This window comes from Microbacterium gorillae, from assembly GCF_000826185.2.
Classification (GTDB): domain Bacteria; phylum Actinomycetota; class Actinomycetes; order Actinomycetales; family Microbacteriaceae; genus Microbacterium; species Microbacterium gorillae.
Window position 1 is genome coordinate 536,984 of the sequence record NZ_LN648874.1, and the last position, 17,470, is coordinate 554,453.

Here is a 17,470-nt window from a genome sequence, read left to right on the forward strand (position 1 = left end):
AGGATCATGGGCGGCACTGTCGGTCGCCCCGGGAAGGAGCGGATGCCACTGTGGAAGAGCTCACCGAGCGCATCGATGTGATGCTCCCGTTCTACGGCGACGCCGCGCTGCTTCGAGCTTCAGTGGAGAGTGTCCTGCGACAGACCTACCCGCATTGGCGGCTGGTCTGCGTCGATGACGCTCATCCGTCCGACGAGGTCGGCGCATGGCTGGCCACCCTCGACGATCCACGTATCGAGTACCTGCGCAACCCCCACAACCTCGGGGTCGCCGGCAATTTCAACCGCTGCGTCGAGCTGGCCACGGCGTCACACTTCGTCATGATGGGCGGCGACGACCTCATGGCTCCCGGCTACTTGGCCGCCGTGGACCGCGTTCGCCGAGCCTACCCGGACGCCGCTGTGGTGCAGTGCGGCGTGGACGTGATCGACGCGGACGGGCGTCGCTACCTGCCGTTGCCCGACCGGGTGAAGGCGTGGTTGCGTCCACGCTCCCATGGGCAGGGTCAGGTGATCCTCACCGGCGAGCGGCTCGCGGAAAGCCTCGTGCGTGCCGACTGGGCCTACTTCCCCTCCCTGCTCTGGCGACGAGACGTCGTCGCGCCGCTCGGATTCGACCCTCGCTTCGCCGTCGCGCTCGATCTCGGGTTGCTGCTCGACATCGCTCTGCAGGACGGCTCGTTGGTGGTCTTCGACGACGTGGAGTTCAGCTATCGCCGCCACCGCCACTCGGTGTCACAGGTCACCATCCGCGACGGTGCCCGGTTCTTGCAGGAGCGAGACTTCTTCGACCACTACGCCGAGGTCCTCGCCGACGCCGGTTGGGCGCGCGCCGCGCGGATCTCGCGACGCCGGCTCTTCGCCCGCATGAACGCGGGAAGCGCCCTGCCGGGGGCCATCCTCAGTGGGAAGTGGCTCGCCGCATCACGACTCGCGCGGTTCGTCTTCGCCTGATCGGCGCAGTCCCAGCCCGTGAACGATGACGCCCGCGAGCGGACCCAGAACGAGCATGACGGCCACACGCGTCTCGAACGGCGACGGCACGAACGCCGCGACGACGACGACGACCGCCGTGACGATCCACCCCAGCGTGTATCGGCGGTGTTCGCCCCTCGCGCGCAGAGCGGCGCCGGGGGCGCCCCGCGCGGCGGCGAGCGCCGACGAGCCCGCCGCGACCCCCCGGAACAACCCCCCCCGCGCCCCCGAGGCGGGGACGGGCGCAGCCCCGCCCGTGAACGAGGCCGCCCGCGGGCGGCCCCAGAACGAGCAGGACGCCCACACGCGTCTCGAACGGCGACGGCACGAACGCCGCGACGACGACGACGACCGCCGTGACGATCCACCCCAGCGTGTATCGGCGGTGTTCGCCTCTCGCGAGCAGAGCGGCGCCGGTGACGCACTGCGCGGCGACGAGCGCTGACGAGCCGACGACGACCCCGATGAACATCGCCGACGGCACCCCGTAGTCGGGAACGAGCGCGGCCATCACGGGCGGTACGAGCCAGATCGCCAGAGCTGCCAGCACGACGCCGACGACGACGACGGCGAGCACGAGTCGTGGAACTCGGCCGCGCGATGCCGCGGTCCGCAGCGACACCGTGAGGTAGCTCTGCAGAGCGAGCGCCGGGCTCACCAGCGGCGCGCGTGCGAGCGTCACGACCAGCAGGGCGCCCGCGAGTGCGCTCGTCGAGATGTCCGAGGCCGCCAGGCGCACCAGCAGCGGGAGTCCGATCGACACCAGTCCCAGCGCGGCGGCCGCGACCACCGTGTGGGTGGTGTTGCGCCACAGCGTGCGAGGATCTGCCGTCAAAGAGAAGCCCGGCGCACGGACGGCGACCGCCCACAACGCCGCCGCGGCGATCACGAACGGCACCGCGGTCGCGGCGTAGAGCGCCGCCGTCGACGGAGCGAACGACCACACCCCGACGCCCACCGCGACCGCCGCGAAGATCACGGCGCGCACGAACGGGTCGGCGACCATCCCGGCGGCGGCACCGCGCCATCGCTCAGCGCCGAAGAGCGTTCCGACGGCCGTCGCCAGCACGACGTAAGCCGCGACCCCGACGATGACCCACACCGCGAAAGCGACGGCTGACTCCGGGAGTGCCACCAGGCACACCGTGACCGCCACCGCGGCCGCGACGACGACGGCCACCGCCGTCGTCCCGACGGCGAAGCGACCGAGCTCTCTGCGGGGCGTCACTCCGGAGCCGGAGCGGGCAGCGCGGCTGAGCTCCTGTTGCACCCCGGACCCGGCGGCGACGCAGAAGAAGAGCGTGCTCCAGAACAGGTTGAAATCGACGTAGTCCGCGGCGGGGCGCACGAGCGGCACGAGCACCTGGACCGCGAGACCGAGGATGCTCGCGAGGACGGTCGCCGGGAGCACCGACGACAGCGCGGAGCCGGGGCTCTGGCGGTTCACGTCTCAGCGAGCCGGTTCGTCGGGGGCGGCCGCGCTGCCGTCGTCGGCGGTCAGTCGTCGCTCGAGGGCATCCACCCGCGCACCGAGGATCGCGATCTGCTCCGCCGAACGGCGACCCTCCTCTTCGCTCTCGGAGAGCTCCCACGACAGGTGCAGCGCGATCCCCAACAGGGTGGCGATGGCGGCGGCGAAGAAGAGGTTGGCCGGAACCAGGACACCGAGGGCGCTGGTGAGACCGGGGAGGAGGCCGGGTACCAGGGCGAGGATGAGGAGCACGACGCCGAGCACCAGCCACAGCACGGCGTACTTCTCGCGCAGACGCCGCGTGAGCAGCATCATGGTGACGACCGCGATCACGACCACCGCGAGCACGACGCCCGCGATCATGTACGGACTCATGCCGATTCCTCCAGTCCACGTCGCGGCCGGATCAGGGCGAGCGAGAGCGCGAAGACGCTGCGCAGCAGGTAGACGGTCGCGCCCCAGGCCCCCTGGCTCGGCTGGCCGTGCTGACGTGGCCGCATCGCGACGGGAACCTGAGTCACGGTGAGTCCGGCGTGCAAGGCGGCGACGAGCGAGTCGACCGTGTCACCGAGGTATTCGGCCGGGTAGTAGTGCACGTACTGATCGATCGCGCGAGCGTTCGCCGCGCGGAATCCGCTGGTGACGTCGGTCAGGCGCGTGTGTGCGGTGCGGGAGACGACGGCGGCGAGGACGACCATCGCCCACCGTCGCGGGCCCTTGGCCTTGTAATCCCCGACGTCGGCGAATCGCGCACCGATGGCGATATCGGCGTTTTCGAGCCCGCCGATGACCGCGGCGATGTCCTCGGGGTTGTGCTGCCCGTCGGCATCGACCTGCACCGCGCGCCGGTAACCGAACCTCCTCGCGTAGGTGAACCCGGCCCGCATCGCGCCGCCCACGCCGAGGTTGAAGGGAAGAGCCAGCACGGTGGCCCCGGCCTCACGAGCGACGCGAGCGGTGGCGTCCGTGGATCCGTCATCGATCACGACGATGTCGTAGTCGGCGCTCGCCGCGCGCACTTCGCGCACGGTGTTGCCGACGTTGTGTTCCTCATTCCACGCCGGAACGAGGACGAGGATCTTCTGATCGGGTGCGCTGGCCATCGGAGCAAGTGTAATCGGCGGTCGGAGAGAATCCGGGCGAACCCACACCGGTTCGCGAGCGCGCGTTGATATGTTGACCGGGTACGTGCAACCGGAAGGATGCGATGGCTGGCTGGCTCACCGCGACCCCCGCCCTTATCGTCGCGACCATCGTGCTCTTCGTTCCCGGGCTCGCCATCCTGGCGTCGTCCGGGGTGCGGGGCCTGCGCCTGTGGGCACTCGCCGCCCCGGTCTCGGTGGCGCTGATCGGCGTGACCGCGATCGTTCTCGAGCCGCTGGGCATGAGGTTCACCCCGCTCTCCGCCGCGCTGGCCACCGCGATCGTCGCGGTCATCGCCTTCGGCGCACGGCGTCTGCTGGTGCGGCGGTGGCCGCGGCGGACCTTCGGCGAGGCCGCATCGGACCCCGCCCCCACCCGGTGGGGTCGTGTCGTCATGGTGCTCGGCCTCGTGCTGGGTGCCAGTGTGATGGCCGTCCGACTCATGCGGGCCTTCGGCTCACCCGAGGCCGTCGCGCAGCTCTTCGACAACATCTTCCATCTCAACGCCATCGCCATCATCGCCGCCACCGGTCACGGCTCTTCCCTGACGATCGGCAACCTCACTCCGGCTTCAGCCGGTTTCTACCCCGCCGGTTTCCACGATGCCGCGGCCCTCGTGCTCGCAAGCGGGCTGTCGGACACCCCCGCCGCACTCTCCGCCACCGCCCTGGTGCTCTGCTCGGTCGCTTGGCCGTTGGGCCTGGCCTACCTCGGTACCCGGCTCTTCGGAACGCGTCCGATGGTCTTCGTCGCCGTGGGTGTCCTGGCCCCGGGCCTGACGGCGTTCCCCTACCGGATGCTGTCCTTCGGGGTGCTGTACTCCTTCCTTGCGGCTCTGACGCTTCTCCCGGCCCTGTGGGCCGTGCTGCTGGAACTGTTCGGCACCACTCGGACGCCCCCGCTCCCGATCCTTTCGGCAGCCTCCCTCACCGCGGCCGTGGCCGTGGGCGTGGGCTTGTGCCACCCGAGCGTGATCGTCGCGACGTTGCTGCTCGCCGCGCCCTGGGCGATCGCCCGGTGGATTCGTGCCCTCCGCGACCGAACGGACGTCGGGATCATCACGGCGCTCGTGGCGGTGTATCTCGTCGGCACGGTGGTGGTGTTCCTCAAGGCTCGACCGCAGCTCACGGCCGCACCGTGGGATGCCTCCCAGTCGTGGAAACAGGCGGCGCGCTCCGTCGCTCTCCTGTCACCGACCACCATGACCACGTCCTGGGCGCTCGTGGGTCTGCTGGCCGTCGGCGCCGTCGCCGCCGTCGTGACGTGGCGACGCTCCTGGCCGATGCTCGCGGCGTACGTCGTGATGGCCGGGTTCTACGTTGCGGCGGCGACGGTCCCCGCCGGCCCCATCCGCGATTTCCTCGTCGGCGTCTGGTACCGCGACACCGAACGCCTCACCGCCCTGCTCATGATCGCCGCAGTGCCGCTGCTCATCGGAGGCGCCGTCGTCGTGGGGGACGGGGTGGCCGCTCTCGTTCGCAGACTCGGGCGAGAGCCGGTTCCCCTCATCGCGGCCGCGGTCGTCGTGACGCTGCTGGCGATTCCCGTGCAACTCTCCGGAGCGCGCGAGGGGGCGAGCTGGGTCGCGGTGGCCTTCGGTCAGACAGGTTCCACCGCGCTGCTGAGTCCGGATGAGCGCGTCGTCCTCGCGCGCGTGGCCGAAATCGTGCCGGCCGGGGACGTGGTGGTCGGCGATCCGATCACCGGCGCCTCCCTCACACCGGCCTTCTCGGGTCGCATGGCTCTCGCTCCCCACGTGTTCGGTACACGCACGCCGGACGAACAGTACCTGCTCGATCACTGGGACGAAGCGGGCACCAATCCCGAGGTCTGCCGCATCATTCGAGAGAAGAAGGCGTACTGGGCGCTGGAGTTCGGTCGCAAAGGCGTGCTCGGGGGCACGGCTGATCGCATCAGCGGCGCCGACGCGTTGACACCCAAGCCGCCGGTCGGCATCACCCTGGTCACACGCGTCGGTGAGGCCGCGCTCTTCGAGGCCACCGCCTGCCGCTGACTCGGACGCGAATGTGAACGGGCCGATCTCCCGGTGGGACGATCGGCCCGTTCTTTTCGCGATCAGCGCTTCGAGCGCGTGTAGCCCGCGGCGCGGGCCGCGGCCTCGGTGGCGAAGCATTCCTCGGGCTTGGTCCGGTCGTAGAACGCTCCCCCTGGCACGTGATAGAGCATCGAATCGGCGTTGCCCTTGATCGGAGCCCAGGACGGGCAGGACCAGTCCGGCAACGGCGACGTCCGGTCGGGGGTGCCGATCATCGCGGAGGGGCCGGAGGTGCGGGTCACGGAGACGTATCCGGGGTTCGAGCCACGCACGGTGACCGTCAGTCGCTTGCCGGCGGCCGAAGCGGGCACGGTCAGCGTCGCCCCCTTCGCACCCCCGATCGTCGCGCCGTCGGCGGCCCAGGAATACGTGAAGGTCGTGTCGGCCGTCCACCCGCGCGTGTTGGCGGTGACGGTCTCCCCGACGACGGGAGAGCCGCTGATGGACGGTGCTGCGGAGGTCAGGCAACGAAGACCGGAGGCTGCGGCATCACTCACCACGCCCGGGCCTCCGAGGACCGTCGTGGATGATCCGCCCAGGCGATGCATCGAGTCGCTGACCGACTCCGGCAGGCAGTCGGGGCGCGTGATGTACATCGCCGCCCCACGGGACCCCGCAAGTGCCGCACCCGCGAGGGCGTCCGGGAAGTTGGCGCCGGTGGCCAAGAACGTCGACGTCGCTCCCACGGCGCCGAAGAAGTGCTCGTTCAGCCGGACGGCCGTGTCGTAGCGATCGGGTCCGCCCTGGCGCGTGACGGCGAACGACGCGGAGAGCTGGTTCGCGATGGACGCCGACACCGCACCCTCGCCGCCGGCGATGGTGACGTCCCGAACACCGAGACTCTTCAGCGTCTGGATCACCCCGTTCGGCACCCGCGACTGCATTCCGTCCACCAGCACCACCGGCGCCTTCTGCAACGCCGCTCCGCCGGTCGCCGCGAGTGCGTCCGGGAAGGAACGGCCGGTGGCGATGACGGCCGAGGTCGGTGCGGAGTCGGCGAACGCGTTCTGCACGATCTTCAGCCCGGTCGCATAGCGATCCACGTCCCCCCAGCGGTCGGTGGGGGCGATGGCCTTCAGCTGGTTCACGGCCTTCGCGCTCACCGCTCCCGTGCCGCCGACGACGTGGATCCGCTGCGGCTGGAGGCGCCGCACTTCCGCCAGGACGTTGTCCGGGACGGCCGCCGTCGGGGTCAGCAGCAAGGGGCCACCGAGTGCGGACGCGGCCGCTGCCGCGCTCAACGCGTCCGGGAACTGCGTTCCCGTCGCGAGGAAGACCACGGGCACCGGAGCGGCGTACCGCTGGGACACCGCGACCGCCGTGGCGTAGCGATCGGCGCCCGCGAGCCGAGTGGTGCCCGCAGCCGCCGCGGGCTGAGCGGTGAGAAGAACGCCGGCCATGATGACCGTCGTCCAGAAAGCGATCCGTGATGTCCTCACGCCGACAGACCTCCAAAGATGAGTGAATTCTCACGTTATCGGTCCGTCGTCACCGCGATCAAACCGCGTCCGTCCTCGCACGGACGACGACGCCGCCCCGAATCGTCCGGAGCGGCGTCGAGAGCGCGTCAGATCAGACGGCGGCACCGACCACGATGCGCGAGGTGCCCACCCAGCGCTCGGCGGACGAGGCGTTGCGGCCATCCACGAGCAGCCTGACGCCGGGGAGATCGGCGGGACCGACCTCGCGGTAGTCGGCATGGTCGGTCTGCAGCACGGCGACATCGGCAGCCTCACCGAAGTGGTACGGCTCGAAGCCCAAGCGACGCAGCTCGTCGTCACTGTAGAGCGGGTCGTGGACGAAGACCTCCGCGCCGCGAGCGCGAAGCGCGTCGACGGCGGGGAAGACGCCGGAGAACGCGGTCTCCTTCACGCCGCCGCGATACGCGGCCCCCAGCACCACGGCGCGCAGGCCGGAGAGCGAACCGAGCAGGCTCTCGGCCTGGGCTACCAGGCGCTCGGGCATCGAGGCGTTCAGCAGGCGCGCGGTGCGCACGATGTCGGCGTCCGGGTCGGTTGAGAGGTACAGCCGCGGGTAGACCGGGATGCAGTGGCCGCCGACGGCGATGCCGGGACGGTGGATGTGGCTGTACGGCTGCGAGTTGCACGCGTCGATGACCTTGTACACGTCGATACCGTGCGAGGCGGCGAACAGGCCGAACTGATTGGCCAGACCGATGTTGACGTCGCGATACGTGGTCTCGGCGAGCTTGGCCATCTCGGAGGCCTCGGTCGAGCCGAGGTCCCACACGCCGTTCGGCCGGTCCAGGTCCGGGCGCTCATCGAACTGCAGCACGGCTTCGTAGAACTCGCGCGCACGACGAGTGCCCTCCGGGGAGAGCGCACCGATGAGCTTCGGGTACTTGCGGAGGTCCGCGAAGACGCGGCCGGTGAGGACGCGCTCGGGCGAGTAGACGACGTGGAAGTCCACACCCTCCGTCAGGCCAGAACCCTCCTCCAGCATCGGCTTCCAGCGATCGCGCGTGGTGCCGACCGGCAGCGTCGTCTCGTAGGAGACCAGCGTCCCGGCGGTGAGGTGTTCGGCGAGCGAACGCGTCGCGGAGTCCATGTACTGGAAGTCCGGCTCCCACGTCTCATCGTTGACGAAGACGGGCGCGACGAGAACGACGGCGTCAGCGCCCGGGATGGCCTCGGCGTAATCGGTGGTGGCACGAAGCTTGCCGGCCGGGACGAGCTCGGCGAGCTTCTCGGCCAGGTGCGCTTCGCCAGGGAACGGTTCCTGGCCGGCGTTGATCGTGTCGACGGCCCGCTGGTTGACGTCCACACCGATCACCTCATGACCGGAATCCGCGAACTGAACAGCAAGGGGCAAGCCGATTTTTCCAAGGGCCACAACGGCGATACGCATGAGGACCAGTCTATCGACTCGACCAGAACCGAAACTGACAGCGCCAACGGGCGGTCGGTGCGTGTGCCGCGTCCGCCCGGGACCGCTCGCCCCGATCCGGCCGCCCGGCGCGCGAGCGGCCGTGTGGTATCCATGACACATGCTTGCCAAGGGATCGATCCGGAGAGCCCGCCTGCGCCGCGCTGTCGTCGCGATCACCCTCGGCGCGGCTCTCGCGCTGTCCGGCACCGTCTCCCCCGCCCTCGCGAATGTCGGCCCTCCTCCCGTATCGACGGTGCAGAGCGCCGCGGGAACCATCACGCGCTTGGCCGGCGTCGACCGCTACGCCACCTCCGTCGCCGTCTCCCGGACGTTTCCGGCGAAGACCGACGCCGTCTTCGTCGCCACCGGTGCTGACTTCCCCGATGCGCTGTCCGGCGCCGCTGCTGCGGCCTCGAAGAAGTCGCCGGTCCTGCTCACTCCGCGCGACCAGCTCCCGGCCTCCGTCGCCGCCGAGATCAAGCGTCTGGCACCGAAACGGATCTACGTCCTCGGTGGGTCCGGCGTGGTGTCCGGTCGGGTGGTCTCCACGCTCGCCGGCATCGCACCCACGCAACGCATCTCGGGGGTGACCCGGTATGAGACCGCGAGTGCGATCGTGAAGAAGTTCTTCCCGTCCGCGCCCGAAGTCATCCTCGCCACCGGCCGCACTTCCGCCGATGCCCTCGTCGCCGGAGCGGCGGGCGGATCCCGTTCCGTGCCGACGCTGATGATCGACGGAACCCGGGACACCGTGGACAACGCGACCCTGCAGACCTTGAAGGAGCTGGGGACGACGACGATCCGCATCGCGGGTGGGCACGGCGCCATCAGCATCCGCATCGAGCAGCAACTCCGCACGGCGGGGTACGACGTCCACCGTTCCGGCGGCGCCAGCCGGTTCGAGACGGCCGTCGAGCTGATGGCGGCGATCGGGCCGGAGAACCCCACCGCCGTCTACCTGGCGACCGGCACCGACTTCCCGGACGCCCTCTCCGCAGCAGCCGTCACCGGCGGGCGCTCAGCCGCGCTCATCCTCGGCACGAGTGCCTGTCTGCCCACGGTCTCCGCACAGGCGCTGAACAAGCTCGCCGATGTTCCCCGGTTCGTCGTCGGTGGTACTGCCGTCCTCTCCGACGCCGCCGCGTCCGGACGATCCTGCGGCGACACCGTACCGAAGCAGGGCACCTGGCGAACGTCGGGTTTCACGTTCTCGACCGCGGTCGACGCGCCGTACGCCGATCGCCCTCCCGTCGATGTCCACGATCCGAGCATCCGCCTGGACTCCACCGGCCTGCGCATCTACAACCGCGTCGACAACGGGCAGCGCGCCGACCACCCCGTCGCGTACGCGCAGTACGGGATCTCCGCGCTCGCCGAGTACCAGCGCACCGGTGAAAGAGTGTGGCTGGACCGTGCCACCCGACACGCGCAGCGGCTGATAGAGATGCACACCGATCGGGGCGAGGCGTGGTTCTACCCGTACCTGTTCCCGTGGACCTATCCCGGCGTGCGGATGGGGTCCCAGTGGTGGTCGATGATGGCGCAGGGTGAAGCTCTGTCGCTGTTCACCCGCCTCTACGAGGAGACCGGGGACGAACAGTGGAAGGGCGCCGCGGATCACACGTGGCAGAGCTTCCTCTCCCCGCGCTCGACATCGGAACCGTGGGGCGTGATGACGGACGGAGGGCGACTGTGGCTTGAGGAGTACGCCGCCAACGTCCCTCCGTTGATGGCACTGAACGGCCACATCTTCGCGGTGTTCGGCCTCTACGACTACTACAAGCTCACCGGTGACGCGACGGTGCTGAAGTATCTCGACGGGGCGACCACAGCCGTTCTGGAGGTGATGCCCGCCATCCGCAAGCCCGGCGGCGTGTCCTACTACTGCGCGCGAGCGAACTTCTGCCAGACGAAGACCTGGCAGAACGCCGCCTATCATCCGATCCACATCTGGCAGCTGCGCACCCTCGCGCGACTGACGTCCGACGGCCGCTTCACCACCTGGGCGGACCGCCTGCGCTCGGACGTCCCGGGTTCGTCGACGATGACCGACCAGCTCGATGGAGCGTGGCCGATCATCGAAGCCGACCCCCTCGACGTCGGGGAATGACCTCAGAAGAGGCGTCGCACCATCGGCACGCGGCGGGCGAGCAGCACGATCGCGAATGAGATCAGGACGACGGCCACCCACTGCACCGTGGCGAGCACGGCCGAACCCGGCGCGGCGTGGAAGATCGGGAGGGCGCGGAGTCCGAGCATGACGGCGAAGTGCACCAGGAACACGCCGAAGGCCGCATCCGAGATCGCGGTGACGAACGCGGCGAGGCGTCCGGTGGGCGCGAACTCCGCGAATACGGAATTGCCGACCACGAAGCACCCCAGCGCGGCCAGCGCGACGGCCGGGCCGTAGTACGACACCGGGACGAGTGCGTTCAGGACCGGAGCCTGCGCACGCAGACCGAACTGCACGATCAACCCGGCGATGACGGCCAGCGTTCCGACCGTCGCGAACACGAGTCCTGGGCCCCGCAGCACGACGGCACGCAGCGCCCATCCGGCGAGGAAGTATCCGACGTACGGCAGCCACTGGGTGAGCGCCACGAGTGCGGTGCTCGTCGGCACCCCGAGCACCGTGAGCACTCCCGCGCTCGAGGTGGTCAGCACGGTGGCACCGAGCACGATGCCGGCGAACCACAGCGCTCGCCGTTCGCCTCCCTGCGTGAGGAAGGCGGACAGCACCGGCGCGACGGCATACAGCCCCACGATCAACCAGAGGAAGTACAGGTGCGTGTACGGACGCCCCTCGACGACGGACGCGATCGCCGCGCCCGCGCCGGTCGGTTTCTCCGTCAACCAGACGCGGAAGACCACGATGTAGAAGATCTGCCAGAACACGAACGCCGGCGCGAGGCGCACGAGGCGTCGCCGATAGAACGCGACCGGTCCCCCGGCGTGCTGGCGAGGAGCGAGGACGAGCGCTCCGGAGAGCATCACGAACACCGGGACGACCCAGATGAAGCCGATGTCCATCGCCACGGCGTACCACCAGCCGCCGTCATGCGGGCGAGCCGGGTCGCCGACGACCGCGCCGAAGACGTGGATCGCGATGACGCCGACGATGCTGATGACGCGGAGGAGATCGTACGACCAGCGCCGCGGGGAGGAGGTGGGTGAGGACATCGCCCCCGATCCTACCGAGGCGTTCCGGGAGTCCTCCGCGGCGCCGCTGATACGATCGACCGGTGCGGATCACCCTCTTGTCCACCTGGTATCCGTCGCCCGCAGCCCCCGGCTCCGGGGTGTTCGTGCAGAAGGACGCGGAAGTGCTGGCGACCGAGCACGACGTCCACGTGATCCACCTGGTTCCGCCCGCCGCCGCGGCCGAAGCGCGGGACTTCTCCGACGGCGGCGTCCGGGTGACGCGCGTGCCGATGTCGACACGGAATCCGATCGCGATCCTGCGCGCCGCAATCGCGATCCGACCGCACCTGCGTGACACCGACGTGCTCCACTCCCAGGCGATCAGCACGCTGCTGCCGCTGCTGTTCACCCGCGTGCGCGTGCCGTGGATTCACACTGAACACTGGTCGGCCCTATCGAACCCGTCCTCCCTCTCACCCCTGGTCCGGTCCGGGGTCGGCGTCATCGCGCGGTTGCTGCGCCGCCCGCCGATCGTGACGGCCGTGTGCGAGTACCTGGCCGCGCCGATCCGCCGAGTGCGCAGCCGCGAGACGCGCGTGGTGCCCTGCATCGTCGAACCTCCCGCCACACTCGTCGAACCCCGACGGGACAACGCGGCGCCGCGCCTCGTCGCCGTGGGCGGACTCGTGGACCGCAAGGACCCGCTGTGCGCGCTGCGCGCGGTGGCCCTGCTCCGGAAGGAGGGCTTCGCCGCCTCCCTCACCTGGGTCGGGGACGGACCGCTGCGCGCCGAGCTCACGGCGCTCGCGACGGACCTCGGGGTCGCCGACGCCCTCATCATCACCGGCGTTCTCGACGCCGACGGCGTTGCGCGCGCACTCGAGGAGGCCGACCTCTTCCTGCTTCCCACCCGTGCCGAGAACTTCTGCGTCTCGGCCGCAGAGGCGATCGTGCACGGCCGTCCGGTCGTCGTGGGCGCCAACGGCGGCCAGCGCGACTACGTGACCGCAAGCAACGGCGAGGTCGTCGCCGATCAGACGCCGCGCGCGTATGCCGACGCCGTGCGACGGGTCTGGGACGCGACCGCATCATCGTCGGCGGCAGAGGTCGCCGCGACGATCGGCGACGCGTTCTCGGCGACGACCGTGCTGCGCGGGTACACCGACGCGTACGCCGCAGCCGGGCGGGCGCAACGGTGAGCTGGGACGTCGACCTCTGCATCGCGGCGCACGACGACGCGCGTCCGATTCGCCGAGCCGTCGAGTCCGTGCTCGATCACACGTCGGCGCGGGTGCGGGTGAGCGTCGTCGCCCACAACATCGACCCGGCGCGGATCGCGGCGAGCATCGGCGATCTCGCCGACCACCCCGCGGTGCGGGTGCTGTCCCTGCAGGACGGCATCCGCTCCCCTGCCGGACCCTTCAACGCCGGTCTGGACGCCGCGGAGGCGGAGTTCACGGCAGTGATGGGATCGGACGACTCCCTCGCCCCCGGCGCGATCGACGCCTGGCTCGCTCGCGCCCGCCGGGAAGACGCGGACGTCGTGATCGCGCGCCTGCGGCACGCTGCGGGCGGTTTCATCGCCACGCCGCCGGTCCGGCCGCTGCGCACCCGCAGCCTCGACCCGGTCCGCGACCGCCTCAGCTACCGGTCAGCACCGCTGGGGCTCGTGCGCCGGCGCCGCTTCGGCGACGTCCGATTCGCTGAAGGCGTCGCGGTCGGCGAAGACGTCTCCTACGTCACGGCGCTGTGGTTCTCGGGCGCTCGGCTGTCCTACGCCCACGGCGATCCGGCCTACCTCGTGCACGACGACGCCGTCGAACGAACGACGCTGTCCACGCGGCCGGTGCGCGCCGAACTCGCGTTCATCACGCATCTGCTGGCATCCCCCACCGTCATCGCCCTGCCGGCGGCCGCGCGGACCGCGATCGCGGTGAAGCTCCTGCGCGTGCACGTCTTCGGTGTCATCGTGAACCGTCCCGACGCCGCGTGGTGGACCGTGGACGAGCGCGAGGCCCTGGCCGAGATCGCGAGCACCGTCCGTGGGACGGGAGACGTCGACGCGTCGCTCTCACGCAACGATCTGCGGCTGTGCGCCATCATCGCTGATCCCGCAACCGGCCCGAACGCCCTTTTCGACGCTTCCGCCGCCCGACGCCGCTTCGCCCACCCCGACAGCATCCGGACGGCGCGGCTGACCGACCTCCTCCGCCGCGACGCACCCCTGCGGTACGCGATCGCGACCGTGGTGCAGACGCGCGGCTGACCCAGGCACGAGCGCCCGGCCGAGGCCGAGGGCGCCCGCGCGCACGAGTCACATCCCCGCGAGCACCTGGACGACGCGCTCGGCCGCGTGGCCGTCGCCGTACGGGGTTTCGGTGGTCTCCGCCGGCCGCGGGCGGGTGACTCCCGACGCGATCTCCGCAGCGGAGTTGGCCAGTACGTTCCAGCCCAGCTGAACGGTCTCGACCCACTCGGTCTCGGTTCGGACGGTGGTGCAGGGCACCCGGAGCAGGAAAGCCTCCTTCTGCAGACCGCCGGAATCGGTGACGATGCCGGCGCTGCCGAGGGCGGCGGCGAGAAGTTGCGGATAGGCCAGCGGCGCGTGGGCGATGAGGTTGCCGGTGGTGAGGTTCACGCCCTGTTCTTCGGCCTTCGCCACGACGCGCGGGTGTGCGAGCAGCACCACGGGCTTGTCCAGCGCGCTGAGCGCCTCGATGATCATCGACAGGCGCTCGGGGGAATCGGTGTTCTCCGCGCGGTGGATGGTCGCGAGGTAGTACTGCCCCGCCGCGATGCCGAGTTCGGCCGTGATGGGCGACGGCGCATCGCCGAGCTCGTCCCGCACCCGGAAGAGCACGTCGGTCATCACATCACCGACCAGGGTGGTGCGCTCGCCGAGACCCTCGTGAGTGAGGTGGTCAACGGCGACCTGGGTGGGCGCCAGCAGCAGGTCGGCGGCGTGGTCGGTGAGGACGCGGTTGTGCTCCTCAGGCATCCGACGGTTGAAGCTGCGCAGTCCTGCCTCGAGGTGCGCGACCGGGATGTGCAGCTTCACGGCGCTGAGCGCGGCGGCCACGGTGGAGTTGGTGTCGCCGTAGACGAGCACCCAGTCCGGGGCGTGCTCGGTGAACACCGCGTCCAGGGCCGCCAGCATGGCCCCGGTCTGCACGCCGTGGGACCCGCTGCCGACGCCCAGGTGAACGTCGGGAGCGGAGATGCCGAGGTCCTCGAAGAAGACGTCGGAGAGCATGGGGTCGTAGTGCTGACCGGTGTGAACGATGATGTGCTCGACGCCGGCGGCGCGGGCCGCATGATCGATGGGGGCGAGCTTGACGAACTGGGGTCGGGCCCCCACGACGCTGATGATCTTCACCCATCGAGTCTAGGCGGTCACCGTCTCGCCGCCCTCCGCCGTCAGGCGCGGGCGGCGAGGGCGTCCACGGCCTTCTTCCAGACCAGTACCTGACTCTCGCTGGAGAGTTCGCGGGCGTGCGCGTGGGAGGCCTGCTTCGCCGCGTCCACCGTCTGCGGGGTCAGCGCATCGATGGTGCGGGTGAGCGCGGCCGCGGTGAAATCGTCCGTCACCAGTCCGATGCCGTGCCCGCGGACGTACTCGGCCATCTCGGGTGAGGGCCCCACGATCACACCGAGCCGGGCCTGGACGTAGTCGAAGATCTTGTTCGGCAACGCCCATCGATTGTTGAAGTTCACCGGCGGCAGGATGTGCACTCCCACGTCAAAGCCGCGCAACGTCCCGGCGAGCGCGGCGTACGGCACCGGGTCGTGCAGGGTGACGCGGCCCGCCGTGGACGCAGCCTGCGCACGCAGCTCGTCAAGATAGGCGGGATCGTTCGGAGTGAGATACAGGTCCAGGGTCGCGTCCCGCGAGGCCAGCGTGGCCTCGATGAGCATGTCGAGGTGACGGTTCCGCAGGGCTGCGCCGGAGTGCACGAGGCGCACCGGCGTGTGCGCGGGTGTCGGCTCGGCCGTGACGTACGGCGCCGCATTCGTGACGAGCTGCGGGGTGAATCCGAACTTCCGGGCGTACTCGCGAGCGAGCCCGTTACTCACCGTCGTCCAGGAATCGGCTTTCGCCACCTGTGTCCGGCACATCCACTCGTAGAACGGCTTCACGAACAGCCGGAACCGCAGTAGTTCCTCGTGCTGGCGCGGCGAGTACTCGTGCAGGTCCGCGTGCAGACCGCCACGCGCGGTCACCGTCTGCGCGACGCCGACCGCATCCACGTCGTTGGCGATGACGACGTCGAAGGATCGTCCGGTGAGGGCCGTCCGCGCTGCCGCCACCGCGGCGTTGCCGCGATACGCGCGACGGTACTGCCGAGCCATGACCAGCGGACGCGGGTAGCGCCAGATGGCGAGTTCGTCGGGGATCCGGATGTGCTCCACCGTGCCGTCGGGCTGCTCCCCGTGCCCGCAGGTGGTGATGTCGTAGTCGTCGCGGAACACCGCGATCTGCTTGAGCAGCCGCGCATCGGAGACGATCGGCGAGAACGAGACGATCAGCAGGGACGGGCGGACGGACTCGGTCATGATTTCGCCTTCTTCGGCAGCAGGTCGTGGACGATCGTCGCGGCGATCTGGCCGGTGCGTGCGACGTCATATTCGCGCTGCCACAGCTCACGAGGGTGATAGGCGTCCGGATTCGTCAGCACTCGTCCGATCACCTGGGCGAAGGTCGTCGCAGAGGCATCTGCGGCGACGAGCTCGCCGGACCCCAGCTCGACTCCGACGATCTCGGGGGTGCCACCGACGGCCGTGGCGACGACGGGAATGTCGTAGGCGATCGCCTCCATGATGCTCACCGGGATGCCCTCGGATGTGCTTGCGTTGACGAACGCGTCCACGCGCGTGGACGCGTAGAACGCTGCGATGTCGGCGTTCGGTGTCTGTCCGCGCAGGTCCACCGTGAGGCCGACGGGCAGGTCAGTGGCGGACGCGGCGAGCTCGGCGGCAAGCGGACCAGAACCGAAGTGCACCCATCGGACAGGGTGATCGGCGTCGAGGTCCGGCAAGGCGCGCAGCGCATCAAGGATCAGATCCACGCGTTTGATCGGCGTGATCGCCGAGCACGAGACGACCACGCGTTCGGTGCTGGGAACCGGTCGGTTCAGCTCGACGGGGCCGGGCACGCCCAGCCTGCTCACCACGGTCTTGGCGTCGAGCTTTCGATCGCGATAGTTCTGCGTCAGGGAGCGCGCCCCGTCATCCGAGATCGCCATCACCCGGTCGGCGCGAGCGAAGAGCTGGCGGCGGAACGGCAGGTAGCCGCCCGGCGCGCGGTCTTCGTACAGGTCATAACGGTGCAAACGGACCGCCCGCCCCCGCACTCCCGTCAGCCAGGCGAGCCCCAGGCCGCCGCCCATGCCCCAGAAGGCATACGCCACCGTGTCCCGGTCACCCGCGATCGCAGCGCGCACGGCGGGTCGGCGTGCCTGCGTGATGCCGACCCGCGCACCCATCAGGAACAACCGCACGTGCGACAGCAGGCGCCCGGCGATCAACTCGCGCCACGCAGCCTGCGCGAGCAGGCCGAGCATCCGCGGATGCAGGGGCGCGAACAGGGAGTCGTCGGCAGAACGCTCGAACAGATTGCCGCCGAGGGTGACGTTCGCGGGCATCGGAACGCGCCCCGCCGACGTGTCCCGAGCGTGGCAGAACACGACGACGTCATCGAAGCGCGCAGCCAGAGCGTCGATCTCCTTGTCGACGAACACCACGTCGCCGGTGGCGTATGGGTAGTCGTTCGTGAACAGCACCAGCCGCGTCATGGTC

The 17,470-nt window shown here is 70.0% G+C and carries 14 protein-coding genes; 5 read left to right on the forward strand and 9 right to left on the reverse strand.

Going from position 1 to position 17,470, the window contains the following annotated elements:
* Positions 1 to 50 precede the first annotated feature (50 nt).
* The gene (locus tag BN1193_RS08530) at positions 51 to 953 is read left to right on the forward strand and encodes a glycosyltransferase family 2 protein (RefSeq protein ID WP_230206454.1); all 903 of its coding nucleotides are present in this window, start codon (positions 51 to 53) and stop codon (positions 951 to 953) included.
* On the opposite strand, the gene BN1193_RS08535 is transcribed toward BN1193_RS08530, so the two are convergent.
* Genes BN1193_RS08535 through BN1193_RS08545 form a run of 3 tightly spaced genes read right to left on the reverse strand, consistent with a single transcriptional unit; the run spans position 901 to position 3,548 of the window.
* Positions 901 to 2,421, reverse strand: coding sequence for a hypothetical protein (locus tag BN1193_RS08535; RefSeq protein WP_040165439.1), 1,521 nt, complete (start codon positions 2,419 to 2,421; stop codon positions 901 to 903). The genes BN1193_RS08530 and BN1193_RS08535 overlap by 53 nt on opposite strands.
* Before the next feature lie 3 nt (positions 2,422 to 2,424).
* Positions 2,425 to 2,820, reverse strand: coding sequence for a DUF2304 family protein (locus BN1193_RS08540; RefSeq protein WP_040165441.1), 396 nt, complete (start codon positions 2,818 to 2,820; stop codon positions 2,425 to 2,427).
* The gene (locus BN1193_RS08545) at positions 2,817 to 3,548 is read right to left on the reverse strand and encodes a glycosyltransferase family 2 protein (RefSeq protein ID WP_040165443.1); all 732 of its coding nucleotides are present in this window, start codon (positions 3,546 to 3,548) and stop codon (positions 2,817 to 2,819) included. The genes BN1193_RS08540 and BN1193_RS08545 overlap by 4 nt, the downstream gene beginning before the upstream one ends.
* Positions 3,549 to 3,652: 104 nt before the next feature.
* Between BN1193_RS08545 and BN1193_RS08550 the strand changes: the two genes are divergently transcribed.
* Complete coding sequence (locus tag BN1193_RS08550; RefSeq protein ID WP_052460569.1) at positions 3,653 to 5,602, forward strand: DUF6541 family protein; 1,950 nt, start codon at positions 3,653 to 3,655, stop codon at positions 5,600 to 5,602.
* Positions 5,603 to 5,664: 62 nt separating this feature from the next.
* Here the strand turns inward: BN1193_RS08550 and BN1193_RS08555 are convergent, their stop codons facing one another.
* A complete protein-coding gene (locus tag BN1193_RS08555; protein ID WP_052460570.1) occupies positions 5,665 to 7,044 on the reverse strand; it encodes a cell wall-binding repeat-containing protein in 1,380 nt (459 codons plus the stop codon).
* Between the two features lie 172 nt (positions 7,045 to 7,216).
* Positions 7,217 to 8,512: a nucleotide sugar dehydrogenase gene (locus tag BN1193_RS08560; protein WP_040165447.1), complete on the reverse strand. Its 1,296-nt coding sequence runs from the start codon at positions 8,510 to 8,512 to the stop codon at positions 7,217 to 7,219.
* Between the two features lie 139 nt (positions 8,513 to 8,651).
* Between BN1193_RS08560 and BN1193_RS08565 the strand changes: the two genes are divergently transcribed.
* A complete protein-coding gene (locus tag BN1193_RS08565; protein WP_040165448.1) occupies positions 8,652 to 10,643 on the forward strand; it encodes a cell wall-binding repeat-containing protein in 1,992 nt (663 codons plus the stop codon).
* Between the two features lie 2 nt (positions 10,644 to 10,645).
* Here the strand turns inward: BN1193_RS08565 and BN1193_RS08570 are convergent, their stop codons facing one another.
* Positions 10,646 to 11,713, reverse strand: coding sequence for an acyltransferase (locus BN1193_RS08570; protein WP_040165450.1), 1,068 nt, complete (start codon positions 11,711 to 11,713; stop codon positions 10,646 to 10,648).
* A gap of 62 nt (positions 11,714 to 11,775) precedes the next feature.
* Here BN1193_RS08570 and BN1193_RS08575 point away from each other — a divergent pair, with 62 nt between their 5' ends.
* Complete coding sequence (locus tag BN1193_RS08575; protein ID WP_040165452.1) at positions 11,776 to 12,873, forward strand: glycosyltransferase family 4 protein; 1,098 nt, start codon at positions 11,776 to 11,778, stop codon at positions 12,871 to 12,873.
* Positions 12,870 to 13,940, forward strand: coding sequence for a glycosyltransferase family 2 protein (locus BN1193_RS08580; protein ID WP_040165453.1), 1,071 nt, complete (start codon positions 12,870 to 12,872; stop codon positions 13,938 to 13,940). Before BN1193_RS08575 ends, BN1193_RS08580 begins: the two co-directional genes overlap by 4 nt.
* A gap of 48 nt (positions 13,941 to 13,988) precedes the next feature.
* Here the strand turns inward: BN1193_RS08580 and wecB are convergent, their stop codons facing one another.
* Genes wecB through BN1193_RS08595 form a run of 3 tightly spaced genes read right to left on the reverse strand, consistent with a single transcriptional unit; the run spans position 13,989 to position 17,466 of the window.
* On the reverse strand, positions 13,989 to 15,050 hold the full coding sequence (gene wecB, locus BN1193_RS08585) for a non-hydrolyzing UDP-N-acetylglucosamine 2-epimerase (RefSeq protein WP_040165454.1): 1,062 nt from the start codon (positions 15,048 to 15,050) through the stop codon (positions 13,989 to 13,991).
* 41 nt (positions 15,051 to 15,091) lie between these two features.
* Positions 15,092 to 16,228, reverse strand: coding sequence for a glycosyltransferase family protein (locus BN1193_RS08590; RefSeq protein ID WP_052460571.1), 1,137 nt, complete (start codon positions 16,226 to 16,228; stop codon positions 15,092 to 15,094).
* On the reverse strand, positions 16,225 to 17,466 hold the full coding sequence (locus tag BN1193_RS08595) for a glycosyltransferase (protein ID WP_040165455.1): 1,242 nt from the start codon (positions 17,464 to 17,466) through the stop codon (positions 16,225 to 16,227). The genes BN1193_RS08590 and BN1193_RS08595 overlap by 4 nt, the downstream gene beginning before the upstream one ends.
* Between the last annotated feature and the right edge of the window lie 4 nt (positions 17,467 to 17,470).

Excerpts from the sequence above, each read along its gene's own strand:
- BN1193_RS08540 (WP_040165441.1), bottom strand. The coding sequence starts at position 2,820 with ATGAGTCCGTACATGATCGCGGGCGTCGTGCTCGCGGTGGTCGTGATC.
- BN1193_RS08545 (WP_040165443.1), bottom strand. The coding sequence starts at position 3,548 with ATGGCCAGCGCACCCGATCAGAAGATCCTCGTCCTCGTTCCGGCGTGG.
- BN1193_RS08550 (WP_052460569.1), top strand. The coding sequence starts at position 3,653 with ATGGCTGGCTGGCTCACCGCGACCCCCGCCCTTATCGTCGCGACCATC.
- BN1193_RS08555 (WP_052460570.1), bottom strand. The coding sequence starts at position 7,044 with ATGGCCGGCGTTCTTCTCACCGCTCAGCCCGCGGCGGCTGCGGGCACC.
- BN1193_RS08560 (WP_040165447.1), bottom strand. The coding sequence starts at position 8,512 with ATGCGTATCGCCGTTGTGGCCCTTGGAAAAATCGGCTTGCCCCTTGCT.
- BN1193_RS08565 (WP_040165448.1), top strand. The coding sequence starts at position 8,652 with ATGCTTGCCAAGGGATCGATCCGGAGAGCCCGCCTGCGCCGCGCTGTC.
- BN1193_RS08570 (WP_040165450.1), bottom strand. The coding sequence starts at position 11,713 with ATGTCCTCACCCACCTCCTCCCCGCGGCGCTGGTCGTACGATCTCCTC.
- BN1193_RS08590 (WP_052460571.1), bottom strand. The coding sequence starts at position 16,228 with ATGACCGAGTCCGTCCGCCCGTCCCTGCTGATCGTCTCGTTCTCGCCG.
- BN1193_RS08595 (WP_040165455.1), bottom strand. The coding sequence starts at position 17,466 with ATGACGCGGCTGGTGCTGTTCACGAACGACTACCCATACGCCACCGGC.